Genomic DNA, 17,182 nt, shown 5'->3' on the forward strand with positions numbered 1-17,182 from the left:
GCCTTCGGTGGGCCGGTCGACGCCTGCTCGTTGTCCCTGGAAGGAGGTTCGGTCGGGCGCCGGGCCGGCGACCAGTCGCGTTCCTGTACTGGTGGGTGTCCGCTGGTTGTCAGCTTCGGTACAGGATCTGGACTACCCCGTAGCTGTGTGGCCATGGTCTCATGATCGAATGGCAATCCATTCGGACTACTGTCCGATCGCGCTGTGTGTCGAGGTACTCGGCGACCGCTGGACGCCGCTGATCATTCGTGAGCTCATGATCGGAGCGAGCGGCTTCAACGAGATTCACCGCGGTGTGTCCAGGATGAGCCGGACGCTGCTCGCGCAACGGCTCCGGCAGCTGGAGCGTCAGGGTCTCGTCATCCGGGAGTCGGCTGAGCGGGGACGTCCCGGTCGCTATGACCTGACGGCAGCGGGTTGGTCGATTACGCCCATCATCTGGGCGATGGGCCAGTGGGCCGCCGAATGGATCTTCAATGACCCGGAGGATGAGGACTGCGACGGACTGTCGCTGATCTGGCGCATGCACCAGCATGCGGTCATCGACCGGCTGCCTCGGCGACGGACGTTCGCCCACATCGTCCTCACCGGTCCCGGCGCGGCCGAGGGCTGGCTGGAGATGGAACGTCCCGTGATCACCGTCTGCAAGGACGGCCCGGGGCAGGACGCCGAGCTTTCGATCACCGCCAGCACCCGTGAGATGCACCGGTGGCTTCTCGGCCGTGCCTCGTTCCGTTCGTTGCTGGACGCCGGCCAAGCCGAGGTGCACGGTCCGGTGGAGCTGGCGCGCGACTTCCCGACCTGGTTCGACAACGGGTTCTTCGCCGCGGGCCTGCGGCGCGCGGAGCAGCGCAGCGCCGGTATGCCCGTCCCCACCTTCACCGACGTCTTCGCGGCGCACGCCGCGGCCCTCGCCGCCATTCCTGGCGCTCGCGACGAGGCGATGGCGGTGTAACCCGACGCACCCCGCACCACCCGGCCAACGAAGTGTCCACGAGCCGCTACCCGGGAGTGCCGTGCCACGGGGCCCTCCGCCGGTCTTCGACGCCGTCTGATAAACGATGTCTGCGGAGGGCGGGATGGCGCGGATGGGAGACGAGTGGCACAGCAGTGGCTGTCTCTGGTCGCGATCGTGGCCACCGTGCCCTTGGTGGTGCTGGTCAGCAATGTGATCCATGAGATCGGGCACGCCCTGGCGGCGCTCTCCGTCGGTTACCGAGTCCGCGGCTTCGTCCTTGGCGGGACCGGCGCCGACTTCACGAGGTCCGGCAGGTTCCTGCAGTTCGGCCGCAAGTTCGGCAAGGCCACCGCGCTCGTCTCTCCCAGGCACGGCTGGGTATCGGGGTGGCGCGGGATCGTCGCCTATGGCGGTGGCATCGCGATGAACTTCGTGGCCATCGCGCTGGCGCTGCCCGACGGGCTGGGCTTCGCCCGTTGCGGCCTCACCGCGCAGTCGTGCGCGGCCAGGATCGGGAACGGGCCGCTGCCGGCGAGCGGAATGCTCGCCGAGCGGGACCTGGTCGCGTATGTCGGCGCCATCTCGATCTTGTTCTGTGGCATCAACATCTTCCAGGCGACGACGAACCTCTGGCCGCGTGTCCTCGCCTCGGGCACGGTCACCGACGCGAAACACATTCTGAACCTGGTCCATGCGCGGCACCTGGTGGAATGGATCCAGGTCGCCGAGTCGTCCGTCGTCGTCGACCGGCCGCGGGCGCAGGTGTGGGAGTTCCTCGACAACCCCGAGAACATGCCCCGCTACGACCCCGCCGTCATACGGGCCTACCGGAAACCGGGCACGCCGGCCGGCATCGGGCGGATCATCGTCACCGAGCGCCGCCCCGATGTTCCCGGCGCGGAGGGTCCCGCCCAGGAGACGGAGATCATCGCGTTCGAGCCGCCGCGCCGGGTGATCGTGCGCAGTGGCGGCCACCATTCCCTGCGCGCCGAGACGCTGCTGCGGGCCTTCGGCCCGGGCGCGACCCGGCTCACCCGGACCGTCTGGCTCGGGGCCAAACCGACGCTTACGCCGGAGCAGCGCAAACGCATGATCGACGCGCTGAGCGGAATCGCCGCCGAGCTGAACCGGGACAACGAGGCGATCAGGCGCCTGCTCGAACCCGAACATCGCGATGGCCGGGTGGGCGAACAGACCCGGATGACGCAGGCGATCCGTGTCAGGCGCAACACGCGCGCCCTCGCCCGCAGACAGCCTGAAACGCCGGCCCTGAAACGCCGGCCCTGAAACGCCGGCCCTGAAGCGCCGGCCCGGAAGCGCCGTTCGCGTTTCCGGGCCAGGCGTCTTGGGATCAGGTCCCGGCGGTGGGGCCTCGGGCGTCAGGCCCAAGGGCGCGCGACAGTGGCGGAGCCGCGCGTGCCCGGAGGCTCGCCGATCTGGGCATCAGGCCCTTCCGCCTTATCGGGGGCTGTGCCCCGCGGCCAGGTGTTCTCAGTTCTCCGGGCCGGTCCCGTCGGCGTCAGCGGATTCGGCGAGCCAGGCGTCGACGCGGCGCTGGGCCTCGGCCGGGTCGACGTCCTCGACCCGGGTCATGACGGCCCAGCGGTGGCCCCACGGGTCGAGGAACGCGGCGAAGCGGTCGCCGGTGACGAAGGTCGACGGCTCGCCATACCCCTTCGCGCCGAGCTGGACGGCCCGCGCATAGGCCGCGTCGACGTCCGGCAGGTAGGCGACGGTGGAGCGGCTGACGTCGTCGCCGCCGGACGCCGCGACCAGGTGGTGGTCGGGGGCGGGGTCGGAGAGCTGCATCCGGCCGTTGGCGACCTCGAGCTCGCAGTGAGCGACCTTGCCGTCGGGGGTGTCGTTGCGGCCGACGACCCGGGCGCCGAGCACCGCCTCGTAGAACGCGATCGCCTGCTCGGCGCCGTTGACGACGAAGAACGGCGTCAGCGTTGTGTATCCGGCGGGCACCGGGCTTACGGCCGGCGTCGGCCCGGTGGTGGTGGCAGTGGTGTCGCCGCGGTGGCTGGTGTCTGTGGTCATGGCCGCGATCGTGCCTACGCTGGCGGGGTGCGGCCTTGGACGAACGCGACACCGCCAGCGGCATCGGAAGATCCGGGAGCGCGGCCACCCGGGACGCCGTCGTCGTGGCCGGGTGCGGGCGCGGCGCCCCGGTCACTGCCGCCCGAGCTGCCGCGGCCGCCGACGGCGTCGCTCGCCGGCGTGCTGCGTCCCGATGAGGGGCTGCGGCACTTCACGTTGGGCCGTCTGGCGGCGCATCCGGATCTCGGGCTCTGGGTCGAGCGGTACTGGACAGTTCGCTGGGACCTGCCGCCCGGTACGTCGTATCTCTCGTCGGTGCTGAGCCACCCGGCGGTGCACCTGTCGGTGGAGTCCGGCGCCGGCCCACGGCACGGGTACGCGATGCCAGGGACACTCGTACACGGCGTGGTGACCCGGCGCTTCGACATCCTGCTCCACGGTGAGGGCCGGGTTTTCGGGGTGAAGTTCCGCCCGGGTGGCTTCGCCGCGTTCCTGGGTGCCGACGTCGCCGCCTACACCGACCGCGCCGTTCCGCTGGCGGACGCACTCACCACCCGGGCCGGACCCGCCGACGCGGCCGACGCGGCCGACGCCGACGACGGGGTCGCCGACGCCGACGCCGCGCGGGAGCGCCCGGGTGAGAACGCGGGTGACTTCGCCGGCCGGCCGGCGGCGCTGGCCAAGGACGCCCATGACCTGCAGGCGGCGATCCTCGCCGCGACGGAGGACGAGGAACGAGTCGCCCTGATGGACGAGTTCCTCCTGGCCAGGAGGCCCGCCCCCGACCCGCGATATGAGCAGGTGCTGGCGATCGCCGCCGACATGCTGGCCGACCGCGCGCTCACCGCCGTCCAGGCCGTCGCCGAGCGGCACGACATCGAGCTCCGCACGCTGCAGCGCCTCTTCCGCCACTACGTCGGCGTCGGCCCGAAGTGGGTGCTGCGCCGCTTCCGCCTGCACGACGCCCAGGCCGCCCTCGACGCCGCGGCGGCGGCCGGTGACCCGGCCGGCATCAATCTCGCGGAGCTTGCCGCCAGCCTCGGCTGGTTCGACCAGGCCCACTTCAACCGCGACTTCCGGGAGGCCGTCGGCGTTCCACCCGGCGTCTACGCCGCGTCCGCCGTCACCGCGGGCCGCTGAACCGCCCGGGTGCATTCGAGCGCCGTACGGCAGGGTTACAGTCGCGACGTTCCACGGCTCGTGCCTGGCCGGCAGACTTGCGGCCAGTCGTCCACTCGGGACGTGCACGGCTGACAAGAATCTTAATGGCTGAAAATTGCCTAAAAGGCCTCGGCGCGGGCTTTGAATCCCGGGGCGCTCCCAGGAATCTCCCAGGGAATTCCCAGGTTGGGTGGACACGCTTGGCGCCATGAACTCCACGCGGGCCCCAGACGACGGGACTACGGCGACCGAACTCGGTCCCCCCGACTCGACCGGCGCGAGGCGGACGATGTCCGGTCAGCGGCACGAGTCCGTGCCGACGGTGGAGACGTCGCCCGGCCGGGAGTACCGGTTCGGCTCCGCCGGTGCCGCGGGCCGCCACCGGACGGCGGCCGAGGCCGCGAGCCGGGGCAGTGATCGGGCAGTCGTCCGGTCGTCGCGCTGGGGTGCGCGGCGGTCGGCGGGGTGGCGGGGGCGGCTCGCGGTGCGGGCTGGGCTGGTGGCCTGGGGCGTCCTGGTCGTGGCGCTGTGGTGGTTGGGCACCTCAGGGACCGGTGTGCGCGGGGGCGCGGCCGTGATGACGGCGTTCGGCCGGGTCTGCGGGCTGCTCGCGGCCTATCTGATGTTGGTCGAGCTGCTGCTGATGGCGCGGGTTCCGGCATTTGAACGGGCTGTCGGCCTGGACCGGCTGGCGGCCTGGCACCGAGGGCTGGGTACCAACGTCGTGTTGCTGATGGTTCTGCATGTCCTGCTGACCGTCTGGGGCTACGCGCTTGCTGACCATAACCAGCCGGTGTCCGAGTTGTTCACGGTGATCACGACCTATCCGGAGATGTGGAAGGCGACGATCGGTGTGTTGCTGTTCGTCGCGGTCGGGGTGGCCAGCGCCCGTGCGCTGCGCCCGCGGATCTCCTACGAGGCCTGGTACCTCCTGCACCTGACGAGCTATGTAGCTGTACTTCTGGTCTTCGGGCACCAGACGGCGACCGGTGCCGAGTTCGTTGGCCATCCGGTCAACCAGCGCATCTGGCAGGCGATGTACGTGGCCGTCGCCGCCTGCCTCGTCATCTGGCGGCTGGTCCTGCCACTCGCCGCGATTGTCCGGCATCGGCTGCGGGTGGAGCGCGTCGTCGAAGAAGCACCCGGGGTCGTTTCGGTGTGGCTCCGCGGCCGGCAGTTGGACCGGCTCGGTGCGCGATCCGGGCAGTTCTTGCTGTGGCGGTTCCTCGCGCCTGGGCATTGGATCAGCGCTCATCCCTATTCGCTGTCCGCCCCGCCCCAGCCGAACCAGCTACGTATCACGATCAAGGCCGCCGGTGACCACTCGAGCACGATCGCCCGCCTTCGACCCGGCACGTTTGTCGTCGCCGAGGGCCCGTTCGGGCGGTTCACCGCCCAGCAGGCCACCTGCGGCAAATCGTTGCTCGTCGCGGGCGGCAGTGGGATCGGGCCGGTCCGGGCGCTCGCGGAGGATCTCGCAGGTCGCGGCGACGATGTCATCGTCGTCCATCGGGTGCGTAGAACGCACGATCTCGCACTGGGGCGGGAGCTGCGGCGTATCTCGAGCAACCAGCGGCTGCTGGTGCACGGCGTCGTCGGGTCGCGGCGTGAGCTTGGGTATGACCCGATGTCGGCCGACCTGCTTGCCGAGTCGGTGCCGGACGTGATCGAGCGCGACGTCTTCATCTGCGGACCCGCCGGGCTGACCCACGGGCTTGTCCGCTCACTGCGCGCTCTCGGCCTCGCCGACGACCAGATCCACACCGAGGACTTCTCGCTGCGCTGACCGCTCCGCTGACGTGCGGGACCGGAACCGAAGACCGAAGAAGAAAGGAGGTGGCGGTGCCTTCACCCGGTCCCTGGGCCGGAAGCAGGCGCCGCGACTTGACATGAACCTCAACGCCGGGAAGCCCTATCGGGCGCGGCTTGGCTTCGCCGGACTACTGGGAACCGTCGTTCTCGTCGTCGGCGGCAAGGCCATGGCCACCCAGGGAGACCAACCCGCCGCGCTCGCCATGCCGAGCACGTCCGGGACGGGTCAGTTCTCCACGGGGTCCTCCAGCAGTAGCGGAGACGAGGCGTCGTCTGGCGACGAGGCCTCAGGGAACGACGGCACGGTGACGGCCACCCCGACCCCATCCGCCAGCGCCGGCTCAACCGGTTCCAGCAGCGCTGGATCCACCGGCGGTTCCGGCTCGACCGCCTCGGGCACGTCAGGCTCGGGCTCCTCCAGCGGTACATCGGGCACTACATCGGGCACGAGGACTGTCACCGGCGACCCGACGGACACGAGGTATGGGGCAGTACAAGTACAACTCGTCATCAGCGGTAACAAGATCACCGATGTGATCACTCTCCAGGTACCGGACCGGGAGCGACGCGACATCGAGATCAACAGCCAGGCTGTGCCGATCCTGCGGCAGGAGGTCCTCACGGCCCAGAGCGCCAAGATCGATGTCGTTTCCGGCGCCTCTTACACCAGCAGTGGGTATGCGTGGTCCGTGCAGTCCGCGATCGACAAGGCGGGGCTGACGTGATGGCGGACGGGCGGCCGGGCCATGTGCATGTGGAGCCGGTGATGGGGACGGTCGTGAGCATCGCCGTCCGGTCGCCGTCGAGAACGGCCGGTCTCCACGGCCCGCCATCGGATGGGGCGGGTCCCGCGGCGCTGGGTGTGGACGCGGCGATCGCGGTGGCGGTGGCGGCACTGCGGCAAACGGATGAGGATTTCAGTACCTTCAGGGCGGGGTCGTGGGTCTCCCGGCTGCGGCGCGGCGAGATCGGTCTGGAGGACTGCCCTGGGCATGTTCGGGAGGTCTACCGGCTTGCCGAGGCCTGCCGGGACCGCAGCGGCGGCTGGTTCGATCCGGCGTGGCGTGGTGACGGCACTTTGGATCCGACTGGTCTGGTGAAGGGCTGGGCGGCGGACGTCGCTTCGGCGGCGCTGTCCCTGGCTGGAGTTGCCGACTATTGTGTGAACGCGGCCGGGGATCTGCGTCTGCGTGGCGCACCGGCGCCGTGGCGGGTGGGGATCGCGGACCCGTTTCACCGGGATCGGATCGTCGCTGTCGTCGAGGGCACGAATCTGGCTGTGGCCACTTCTGGCATCGCCGAGCAGGGTGGCCATGTCGTCGATCCGTGGACGAGAGAGCCCGCGTCGGGTCTCGCCTCCGTCACGGTTGTTGGGCCGGATCTGGCGTTGGCCGATGCCTACGCGACCGCGGGTCTTGCCGCGGGCCGGAACGCACCGGAACTTTTGAACGACCTCGCCCGTGACGGCTGGGAGTGGCTCACTGTCGACTCGACCGGTGGGGTGGCCTACTCGGCTGGTTTCCGCGGTCAGCCTGGCCAGTCCGGCCTGGCGGTCGCGGCGTGCTTCAGCTACGTGGGACAGGTCGCCGCCGCCACACTTCCATCGGTCATCGGGCCGGACCTGCCAAGGGCGAGACTGGGTTTGTGACGGCATCGGTGAGTCCATCGGCGGGGGACTCGGCCCGCACCTCGACAGGTGGCGCGGGCGGCCCGCGGGTCAGGGTCCTGGTCGTCGACGACGAGGAGGCGATCACCGATCTTGTCGCCATGGCGCTGCGGTATGAGGGCTTCGAGATAGCCGCCGTGCACTCGGGCCAGGCCGCGCTGACCCGGGTCGCGCTGGACCCGCCGGATCTGCTCGTGCTCGACGTCATGCTCCCGGACATCGACGGGTTCGCCGTCTGCGAGCGGTTGCGCCACGCGGGGCATGGCGTTCCGACTCTGTTCCTCACGGCCCGCGACACCACCGAGGACAAGGTGCGCGGGCTGACCCTCGGCGGCGATGACTACGTGACCAAGCCGTTCGCGGTCTCCGAACTGGTGGCCCGAGTCCGCGCGGTCCTGCGGCGCGCCGGTACCGCCGCGCCCGGCGATGACGGGCCCGCGCCGCTGCGCTTCGCCGACCTGGAACTCGACCCACGGACCAGGGATGTCCGCCGCGCCGGGCGTCTTGTCGAGCTGACCGTGACGGAGTACCGCCTTTTGCACTACCTGCTCACCAATGCCCGCGCCGTCCTGACCCGGGCCCAGATCCTCGACCACGTCTGGGGCCATGACTTCAGCGGGGAAGCCAGCGTCCTGGAGACCTACATCAGCTACCTGCGGCGAAAGATCGACGATGTTCAGCCGCCGCTGATTCACACGGTGCGCGGGGTCGGCTACGTGCTGCGCCTACCGCGCTGATCTCGGCGGGAGCTGGTATGTCGTTGCGTGCCAGGTTGTTGCTCGCCCTGGTGGGACTGCTCGCGGTCGGCCTGACGCTCGGCGCGGTCGGAACCCATTTCGCCTTGCAGTCCTACCTGATGAGACGCCTGGACCAGCAGGTGCGTGACGCCCACCCGGTGATGGAGCAGACCCTGCTGCGCGGCACTGGCTATGGCGACAACGACAGCGATAACAGCGGTCAAGGTAGGTGGGGTAGCGCCGACGGTGACGATCGGGACCCGCGATTTGGCAGCGCGTTCCTGGTTGGAACCTACGGAGCGCTGTACGACGGCGGCGGCCATCGGCTGCTGGAGTCCAGCCCGGGCCCGAGTGGTGCCCGGACGCCGACCGAGCGCCCGGTCATCGAGGCCTGGCTGCTCGCCGCGGCCGAGGTTCGCCCGAACCTGGCGACCGCCCCGCTGTGGACCGTGCCCGCCGAGGGGCACGACGACCGGTTCCGGATGCTCGCTGAGCGTTTCGACAACGGGGACGTGCTCGTCGTTGCCGTCCCCTACGCGGAGATGGACGCCACCCTCGAACGCGTGGCCAAGATCGAGATTATCGCGAGTTCGGTGGTGATGGCTGCACTGGTAGCGCTGGCCTACCTCCTCATCCGGGTCGGGCTGCGCCCGCTGACCCGGATCGAGCTTACGGCCGACGAGATCGCCGGGGGCGACCTGGCGAAACGGGTCGCGGACACAAGCCGGCGTACGGAGGTCGGACGGCTCGGTCTGGCGTTCAACGCCATGCTCACCCAGATAGAGGCGGCCTTCCGCGCCAGGGAGGCATCCGAACAGCGATTGCGTCGCTTCGTCGCGGACGCCAGCCACGAACTGCGAACCCCGCTCACCTCGATTCGCGGCTATGCCGAGATGTTCCACCGGGGCGCCGCCGAACGGCCCGAGGACCTGGCCATGGTCATGCGCCGCATCGAGGAGGAGTCCACCAGGATGACCGGTCTGGTGGATGATCTGCTGCTGCTTGCCCGGCTGGACCAGGGGCCGGCGACCGAACGCGAGCCGGTCGATGTCGCCGCCATGGTCCGCGACATCGTGACCGATGCCCGCGTCGTCGCACCGAACAGGCTCATCGAGACCGGCACACCTCCGTTCCTGGAGATCACCGGCGATGAGGGCCGGCTACGGCAGGCGATCGGGAACCTCGTCCGCAATGCGCTCGTCCATACCCCGCCGGACACTCCGATCGCCGTGACCGTCGCCACCACCGTCACAAGTGCCGCGACGACCGCCGTCACCGACGCCGCTCCGAACCTGGCCAAAGCCGTCAAGGCGGCCGAGATCGGCGCGGACCTGAATCCAGAGTCGATCGCCACGCCTGGCTCCTCGACGAGCGTGAATTCCTCGGGCAAGCGAGCCATGGGGCCAGGGAAGCACCTGGCTTCGGAGGCAGCCGACGTAGTGATTTCGGTTATCGATCATGGTGCGGGCATCCCCGAAGACGCCGTCGCCCACATTTTCGAACGCTTCTACCGTGCCGACCCGGGCCGCTCCCGCGACGCCGGCGGCACCGGGCTGGGCCTGTCCATCGTCGCGGCTGTCGCCGCCGCCCATGGCGGCCATATCGACTACCAGCCCACACTCGGCGGCGGTGCGACCTTCCGTCTCATCGTGCCCTGCCGCTGACCGCGGTCATCGGCCGCATGGCCCGGCGACAGTTACCGTGGCGGTGCTCGATTGGTCTCGATCCCCGGAGATCGTGGCCAGATGACTCGCTTGAGGAGGCCGGCGGTCGGTCGGTCCGTTTGCCGGCTCGCCGGGCGTAGGCCAGCATCAGGGCTTGGGGCCGCCGTACCACGAACGCATTGGCCCTACACCGTCCGGTGCTCCGCGCCGCGACCCGGGAGACTGCGTCCAGTCTCCGCTCGGTGGCGCATGGTGCTGACCGAACGCTGATCTACTGGAACGGGCCGTGTGGTCCAGGCACCGGTTCCAGATTCACGAGTCGTCCGCAGGACTCTCCCAGGGAATTCTCCGGCCGAGCGGACACGCTCTATCCTCATGGACTCCACTCGGGTGCCGGGTGACGAGGCTTCGGCGGCCGATCTCGATCCCGTCGACTCGACCGACGTGCCGGCGACCATGCCGGGTTACCGCCTTGAACCCGCGTCGGTGGGTGACGGGGGTCCGGTGGTCGACCTCGGTGCTGTCGACTCGACCGACGTGCCGGCGACCATGCCGGGTTACCGCCTTGAACCCGCGTCGGTGGGTGACGGGGGTCCGGTGGTCGACCTCGGTGCTGTCGACTCGACCGACGTGCCGGCGACCATGCCGGGTTACCGCCTTGAACTCGCGTTGCCGGCAGAAATGATGCCGAGTCCGGGGTCCTGGTCCGACCCGAGCCGCGGCACCGCCGCCGTCGACAACGCCAGGGATGACAACGCCAGGGATACCGACGGCGGTAGGGATGCCGGTGCCGGCGAGGACGCCCCGGACGCCGGCGGCGCTGGAGATGCTGAGCGGGCCGGTGGCGGTGTTCCGCGCCGGGCGGTCGCCGAGGCGGCCCCCTCGGCCGGCGGGCGGTCGGTCGGGCGGGCGTCGGGCCCACGGTCGTCGCGGTCCGCGGGGTGGCGGGGGCGGCTCGCGGTGCGGGCGGGGCTGGTGGCCTGGGGCGTCCTGGTCGTGGGGCTGTGGTGGTTGGGCACCCCGGCGACCAGTCTGCGGGGCGGCGCGGCGGTGATGACCTCGTTCGGCCGGGTCTGCGGGCTGCTCGCGGCCTACCTGATGCTGGTCGAGCTGCTGCTCATGGCGAGGATTCCGGTGCTCGAGCGGGCCGTCGGGCTGGGACGGCTGGCGGCCTGGCACCGGGGGCTGGGCACTAACATCGTGCTGCTGATGGTCCTGCATGTGCTGCTGACGGTCTGGGGCTATGGGCTTGCTGATCACCGGCAGCCGGTGTCCGAGCTGTTTACCGTGATCACGACCTATCCGGAGATGTGGAAGGCGACGATCGGCGTGTTGCTGTTCGTCACCGTCGGGGTGGCCAGCGCCCGTACGCTGCGCCCACGGATCTCCTACGAGGTCTGGTACCTCCTGCACCTGACCTCCTACGCGGCCGTGCTTCTGGTCTACGGGCACCAGGTGTCCACCGGTGCCGAGTTCGTCGGCCACCCGGTCAACCAGCGGCTCTGGCGGGCGATGTACGTGGCTGTGTTCGCCTGCCTGGTCATCGGGCGGCTGGTCCTCCCGCTTGTCGCGACCGCCCGGCATCGACTGCGCGTGGAGCGTGTCGTCGAGGAGGCGCCGGGGATCGTCTCGGTGTGGATCCGCGGCCGGAACGTGGACCGGCTCGGGGCACGGCCCGGACAGTTCCTGCGGTGGCGGTTCCTCGCCCCGGGGCACTGGCTCAGCGCGCATCCCTACTCGTTGTCCGCACCGCCCCGGCCGGACCGGCTGCGCATCACCGTCAAGGCCGCGGGCGATCATTCCCGGGCGATGGCCGGCCTCCGTCCCGGCACGTTCGTGGTCGCCGATGGCCCGTTCGGGCTGTTCACCGCCGAGCGGGCGACCCGAGGCAAGTCGCTGCTCGTCGCCGGTGGCGGTGGGATCGGGCCGATCCGGGCGCTCGCGGAGGAACTCGCCAATCGCGGCGACGACGTCGTCGTCATCCACCGGGTGCGCAAGGCGCACGATCTCGCGCTGTGGAGGGAGCTACGGACCATCGCGAGCAGACATCGGCTGACGGTCCATAGCATGGTCGGGTCGCGGCGTGAGCTCGGCTACGACCCGATGACGGCCGACCTGCTCGCCGGCTCGGTGCCGGACGTGATCGAGCGCGATGTCTTCATCTGCGGCCCCACCGGGCTGACCCACGGACTTGTCCGCTCACTGCGCGCTCTCGGCCTCGCCGACGACCAGATCCACACCGAGGACTTCTCGCTGCGCGACGCCAGGGTTGGCGAGCGCAACGGCGGGCGGGAACTGAACGAAGACGCGACACGAAGGGAGGTGGCGGTGCCGCCCGCGGGCCCCCAGCGGCCGGGAGCGGATGCCGCGACCTGACATGAACCTCAACGCCGGCAAGGCCTATCGGGCGCGGCTTGGCTTCGCCGGACTACTGGGAACCGTCGTTCTCGCCGTGGGCGGCAAGGCCCTGGCCGCCCACGACGACCAGCCCGCCGCGCTCGCCACGCCGTCCGGAATGCCCGGAGCGTCCGAGACCGATCGGCCCCTCACCGGATCCGCCGCCGACGGCGCGGCGCGGGCCACCCCGACCCCATCGACGGGCCCCGATCGAACCGGCTCCGGCGGCGCGGAATCCACCGCCGGCGCCACCGCGGGCGCCGGCCCGGGCTCGCCGAGCGCGTCTGGCCCGAGTAGCCCGAGGACCGTCATCGGCGACGCGATCGACACGAAATACGGACCGGTGCAGGTCCAGCTCGTCGTCACCGACAACAAGATCACAGATGTGATCGCCCTGGTGCTCCCGAACCGGTTGTGGCGCGACATCCAGATCAACAACGAGGCCGTGCCGATCCTGAGGCAGGAGGTCCTTGACATCCAGAGCGCCAGGATCGACCAGGTCTCCGGGGCGTCCTACACCAGCAGCGGGTATGCGTGGTCCGTCCAGTCCGCGATCGACAAGGCGGGGCTGTAGCCGATGACGGACGAGCGGCCGGTCCGCGTGCACGCGGAACAGGTGATGGGGACGGTCGTCAGCATCGCCGTCCGGCCGCCGTCGATCGTGCTCCCGCCGGATCGCCTCGCGATCCGGCGGCCGCCCCGGACCGGTTCCCACGACCCACGACCGGGCCGGGTGGCCTGGGCGGCGCCGGACCTGGACGCGGCGGTCGCGGCCGCGACCGCGCGGCTGCACCGGGCGGACGAGGACTTCAGCACCTTCAGGGCCGGGTCCTGGGTCTCCCGGCTGCGCCGCGGCGAGATCGGCCTGGAGGACTGCCCTGGGCACGTCCGGGAGGTCTACCGGCTGGCCGACGCCTGCCGGGGGCGCAGCGGCGGCTGGTTCGACCCGGCCTGGCGCGGTGACGGCACTCTGGACCCGACCGGCCTGGTCAAGGGCTGGGCGGCGGATGTCGCCTCCGCGGCGCTGACCACGGCCGGCGTCACCGATCACTGTGTGAACGCGGCCGGCGACCTGCGCCTGCGCGGCACGCCGGGCCCGGGGCGGTCCTGGCGGGTCGGGATCGCGGACCCGTTCCACCGGGACCGGGTCGTCGCCGTCGTCGAGGGCACGGACCTGGCCGTCGCCACCTCCGGCGCCGCCGAACAAGGCAGCCACGTCCTCAACCCGCGGACCGGGGCACCCGCGACCGATCTCGCCTCCGTCACCGTCGTCGGGCCAGACCTGGCCATGGCCGACGCCTACGCCACCGCCGGCCTGGCCGCGGGCCGGAGCGCACCGGAACTCCTGAACGACCTCGTCGGCGACGGTTGGGAGTGGCTTACCGTCGACTCCGCCGGCGGGGTGGACAGTTCGGCCGGGTTCCGCGGTCAGCCGGGCCAGGCCGGCGGTCCGTCGCCGCGCGCTTCGGCCACGCGGGAGAAGCCGCCGCCACCGCGCTCCCGTCAGTAGCTGACCGTCTACCGCCACGGCCCGACGCGGCCTCGGAAGCGGCGCTTGATTGATTTCGACCGGCGGTCCGCGAGATCAGGTCCGCGGTGGGCGTACCGGTCGCCGACGAACAGGACTCGTTGGATCGTTATCCGGTTCGCGTCTTCCGAGGGCTAGAATTTAAAGGTCGATGTGGGGATGCGAGGAATGCCGCGGGGCGCATTTTACTGGCCGGGGAGTTGAATTGTCAAACGAGGAAGCGGGGCGAGAGCAGGAGTATGTCTCGATGCTCTACGAGCGTCTTGACGACTTCCGGGAACAGGCGTCCTCCCGGCTCGCCGATGCCCTGCGGGAGCGGCCGGGCGGCCGGCCGCAGGCGCACACCGAGCGGCAGGCGACGGCCGCGATGTACACCCGTCAGCTCGCCCGGTTCGACGCGGCCGAGGACGGGCTGTGCTTCGGCCGGCTCGACTTCCACGACGGCGAGACCCGCTATGTCGGCCGTCTGGGTATTTTCGAGGAGTCCGACGACTACGCCCCGCTGCTGATCGACTGGCGCGCACCGGCGGCCCGTCCCTTCTATCTCGCCACCGCCGCCTCCCCGGAGGGCGTCCGCCGCCGTCGCCACATCCGCACGTCGCGCCGGCGGGTGTCCCAGATCGACGATGAGGTGCTCGACCTTGACGCGAGTGCCGCGGACGGCCGTTCCGGCCACGAGACGCTGACCGGCGAGGCGCGGTTGCTCGCCGCGCTGTCCGCCGGCCGGACGGGCCGGATGGGCGACATCGTCGAGACCATCCAGGCCGAGCAGGACCGGATCATCAGGGGTGAGCATTCCGGGGTGCTCGTCGTCCAGGGCGGACCTGGCACTGGCAAGACGGCCGTCGCGCTGCATCGCGCCGCCTACCTGCTCTTTACCTATCGCGAACAACTGTCGAAGCGTGGCGTGCTGGTCATCGGCCCGAACACGACCTTCCTGCGATACATATCCCATGTTCTGCCCGCTCTCGGCGAGACCAGCGTGGTGCTGTCCACTGTCGGCGACCTGTTCCCGGGCGTTCGCGCCGAACGGACCGAGCCGCGTGAAGCCGCGCAGATCAAGGGCAGTGCCCGGATGGTGGCACTGATCGAAGCCGCGGTGCGCGACCGGCAGCGGGTGCCCGACGAAGCGCTGGAAATCCCGTTCGAGGATGACGTCCTGCTGCTTGACCCGGCCATCTGTGAGGCGGCCCGTGACCAGGCGCGTGCCACCCTGCGCGCGCACAACCAGGCCCGCCCGGTATTCGTCCGCGCGGTCATCGACGCGCTGGCTCAGCAGTACGCCGACCGGCTGGGCGCCGACCCGTACGCCGAGGACCCGCTCGGCGAGGACGACGCGCCGGGCGCCGGCACCAGTCTGCTCGGCGATGAGATCATCGACGACATCCGCCGCGAGCTGCGCCAGGACGACGGGGTGCTGGTCGCGCTTGACGATCTGTGGCCCGTCCTCACGCCCCAGTGGCTGCTGTCCGACCTGTTCGCCGACGAGGACCTGCTCGCATCGGCCGCGGGGGCGGCCGGTTTCACCGACGGCGAGCGGCTGCTCCTCTGCCGGCCCGACCCGCATGGCGGCCGGGCGGCTGACGGGATGTGGACCGCGGCGGACGTCCCGCTGCTCGACGAGGCCGCCGAGTTTCTGGGCGAGGACGAGACCGAGGCGCTGGCCGCCGCCGAACGGCGCCGCCGCCAGCGGATCGCCTACGCACAGGGCGTCGTCGACATCCTCACTCGGGACATGGACGACGACCCGGACATCCTCATGGTCTCCGACCTGCTCGACGCCGAGCGGCTCGCGGAACGGCACGAGGACGACGACGACCGTTCGACGGCGGAACGCGCCGCCGCCGACCGGACCTGGGCCTACGGGCACGTCATCGTGGACGAAGCTCAGGAGCTTTCGGACATGGCCTGGCGCATGGTGATGCGCCGCTGCCCGAGCCGTTCCATGACACTGGTCGGCGACGTCGCCCAGACCGGTGACCTTGCCGGCGCCTCATCGTGGCGCCGCGTCCTCGGGCCGCATCTGGGCGATCGCTGGCGGCTGGAACGACTTACGGTCAACTACCGCACGCCGGCCGAGATCATGTCGGTTGCCGCGGGCGTGCTCGGCGCGATCGACCCGGAGCTGGAACTGCCGCGTTCCGTCCGGGAGACTGGCGCCTCCCCGTGGAGCCTCGCCGTCGAGCCGGACGCGCTCGCGGTCGAGCTGGCCGCTGTCACGGCCCGCGAGGTCGCCGACCTGCGGGCGGCGCTGGGCGACGGCCCCGACGGGGGCCGTATGGCGGTCCTCGTCCCTGCGGACCTTCTCGACGACCTGAGTCGCGACCTTGAGGCTGTTCTCCCGGTCGCCACCACCGTCAGCGAGGACCCGGACCTGGAATCCCCGGTCGCGGTCCTCACGGTCCGCCAGTCCAAGGGCCTCGAGTTCGACACGGTCCTGGTCGTCGACCCGGACCGGATCATCGCCGAGTCTCCCCGCGGCCTGAACGACCTCTACGTCGCCCTGACCCGAGCCACCCGCTCCCTCGGCGTCCTGCACACCAGCGCGCTCCCACCGGCTCTCCGTCACCTGGAGTCAAGACCGGCGATCCCCGAACCCGCCCTGCCCTGAGCCGGAGGGAACCTGCCTGAGCTGGGGGAAGCGGGAAGCACCCCGGATGGCCGCGTTCCACACTCGTGCCGTGCCGCCAGTCGAGGTAGGCGTGCGGCGGTCCCTCCGGGGTGCCACCTCGATATTCACAAACGCGCGAAACGTGGCTCTGGGCGGGGCAGAACCCTGCCCAGAGCCACGCACGAACCATCGAGACGCGCTTCGCGTGCTTCAGACAATGGCCATCATCATGTGGACCTTCTGCCACCTGAGGCCGGTTATAGGGGACGTCACGTGACGACGACCGTCACGCTGTTGGACCGTGTCGACCTCCACGGGTCACCGGTGACGACGTCGACCGTGCTCTGTCCCGGCACACGGGCACGAAATAGCACAGTGTTCGGCGCGCCCAGGGGAGTGAGGACGGTCCCGTCCGTTCCCACGAGCCCTTCCGTGAAGATTCCGAGGAGCTCGACGGAAGAGCCCTCTCTGACCCGGCCACCGGACGCGGCGAGCCTGAGCACGTCGCCAACCTGGAGGGTGACCGGCAACGCCGGGTTCAACGCGGCAGGCTGCGCTTCGATCAACCGGCTCACGCTCCGGCATCTCCTTCTCGCGCGTGTGCG

At 70.6% G+C, this 17,182-nt stretch carries 14 protein-coding genes; 12 read left to right on the plus strand and 2 right to left on the minus strand.

Features of this window, described 5'->3' with window-relative positions:
* The first annotated feature begins 169 nt into the window (after nucleotides 1–169).
* Both BCD48_RS42245 and BCD48_RS42250 read left to right on the plus strand, forming a co-directional pair.
* Nucleotides 170–955, plus strand: a complete 786-nt coding sequence (locus BCD48_RS42245; protein WP_083420043.1) for a winged helix-turn-helix transcriptional regulator — start codon at nucleotides 170–172, stop codon at nucleotides 953–955.
* 144 nt (nucleotides 956–1,099) lie between these two features.
* Complete coding sequence (locus BCD48_RS42250) at nucleotides 1,100–2,245, plus strand: SRPBCC family protein (RefSeq protein WP_071054032.1); 1,146 nt, start codon at nucleotides 1,100–1,102, stop codon at nucleotides 2,243–2,245.
* Between the two features lie 204 nt (nucleotides 2,246–2,449).
* Here the strand turns inward: BCD48_RS42250 and BCD48_RS42255 are convergent, their stop codons facing one another.
* On the minus strand, nucleotides 2,450–3,001 hold the full coding sequence (locus tag BCD48_RS42255; RefSeq protein WP_071054034.1) for a VOC family protein: 552 nt from the start codon (nucleotides 2,999–3,001) through the stop codon (nucleotides 2,450–2,452).
* Nucleotides 3,002–3,181: 180 nt separating this feature from the next.
* On the opposite strand from BCD48_RS42255, the gene BCD48_RS42260 reads away from it, so the two are divergent.
* The 10 genes from BCD48_RS42260 to BCD48_RS42305 all read left to right on the plus strand — a co-directional run bounded on the left by BCD48_RS42260 (nucleotide 3,182) and on the right by BCD48_RS42305 (nucleotide 16,577).
* The gene (locus BCD48_RS42260) at nucleotides 3,182–4,141 is read left to right on the plus strand and encodes a DUF6597 domain-containing transcriptional factor (protein ID WP_241842404.1); all 960 of its coding nucleotides are present in this window, start codon (nucleotides 3,182–3,184) and stop codon (nucleotides 4,139–4,141) included.
* Between the two features lie 310 nt (nucleotides 4,142–4,451).
* Entirely contained in the window at nucleotides 4,452–5,948 is a 1,497-nt protein-coding gene (locus BCD48_RS42265; RefSeq protein ID WP_083420056.1) for a ferredoxin reductase family protein, read from the plus strand.
* A gap of 103 nt (nucleotides 5,949–6,051) precedes the next feature.
* A complete protein-coding gene (locus BCD48_RS42270; protein ID WP_071054036.1) occupies nucleotides 6,052–6,699 on the plus strand; it encodes an FMN-binding protein in 648 nt (215 codons plus the stop codon).
* Nucleotides 6,699–7,622, plus strand: coding sequence for an FAD:protein FMN transferase (locus BCD48_RS42275; RefSeq protein ID WP_083420045.1), 924 nt, complete (start codon nucleotides 6,699–6,701; stop codon nucleotides 7,620–7,622). Before BCD48_RS42270 ends, BCD48_RS42275 begins: the two co-directional genes overlap by 1 nt.
* 77 nt (nucleotides 7,623–7,699) lie before the next feature.
* Nucleotides 7,700–8,377, plus strand: a complete 678-nt coding sequence (locus BCD48_RS42280; RefSeq protein ID WP_071054106.1) for a response regulator transcription factor — start codon at nucleotides 7,700–7,702, stop codon at nucleotides 8,375–8,377.
* Nucleotides 8,378–8,394: 17 nt separating this feature from the next.
* Entirely contained in the window at nucleotides 8,395–10,041 is a 1,647-nt protein-coding gene (locus BCD48_RS42285; RefSeq protein ID WP_071054038.1) for a sensor histidine kinase, read from the plus strand.
* A 375-nt stretch (nucleotides 10,042–10,416) separates the two neighbouring features.
* Nucleotides 10,417–12,417 (plus strand): ferredoxin reductase family protein, encoded by a 2,001-nt coding sequence (locus BCD48_RS42290; protein WP_241842405.1) that lies wholly within the window; start codon nucleotides 10,417–10,419, stop codon nucleotides 12,415–12,417.
* Nucleotides 12,404–13,012 carry an FMN-binding protein gene (locus BCD48_RS42295; RefSeq protein ID WP_349308094.1) on the plus strand — a complete coding sequence of 203 codons (609 nt, stop codon included), beginning with the start codon at nucleotides 12,404–12,406 and terminating at the stop codon, nucleotides 13,010–13,012. Before BCD48_RS42290 ends, BCD48_RS42295 begins: the two co-directional genes overlap by 14 nt.
* A gap of 3 nt (nucleotides 13,013–13,015) precedes the next feature.
* Complete coding sequence (locus BCD48_RS42300; protein WP_083420046.1) at nucleotides 13,016–13,948, plus strand: FAD:protein FMN transferase; 933 nt, start codon at nucleotides 13,016–13,018, stop codon at nucleotides 13,946–13,948.
* A gap of 223 nt (nucleotides 13,949–14,171) precedes the next feature.
* Nucleotides 14,172–16,577 carry a HelD family protein gene (locus BCD48_RS42305; protein ID WP_071054042.1) on the plus strand — a complete coding sequence of 802 codons (2,406 nt, stop codon included), beginning with the start codon at nucleotides 14,172–14,174 and terminating at the stop codon, nucleotides 16,575–16,577.
* Nucleotides 16,578–16,846: 269 nt separating this feature from the next.
* On the opposite strand, the gene BCD48_RS42310 is transcribed toward BCD48_RS42305, so the two are convergent.
* On the minus strand, nucleotides 16,847–17,152 hold the full coding sequence (locus BCD48_RS42310; protein ID WP_071054044.1) for a hypothetical protein: 306 nt from the start codon (nucleotides 17,150–17,152) through the stop codon (nucleotides 16,847–16,849).
* Between the last annotated feature and the right edge of the window lie 30 nt (nucleotides 17,153–17,182).

Source organism: Pseudofrankia coriaricola, assembly GCF_001854805.1.
GTDB lineage: Bacteria > Actinomycetota > Actinomycetes > Frankiales > Frankiaceae > Pseudofrankia.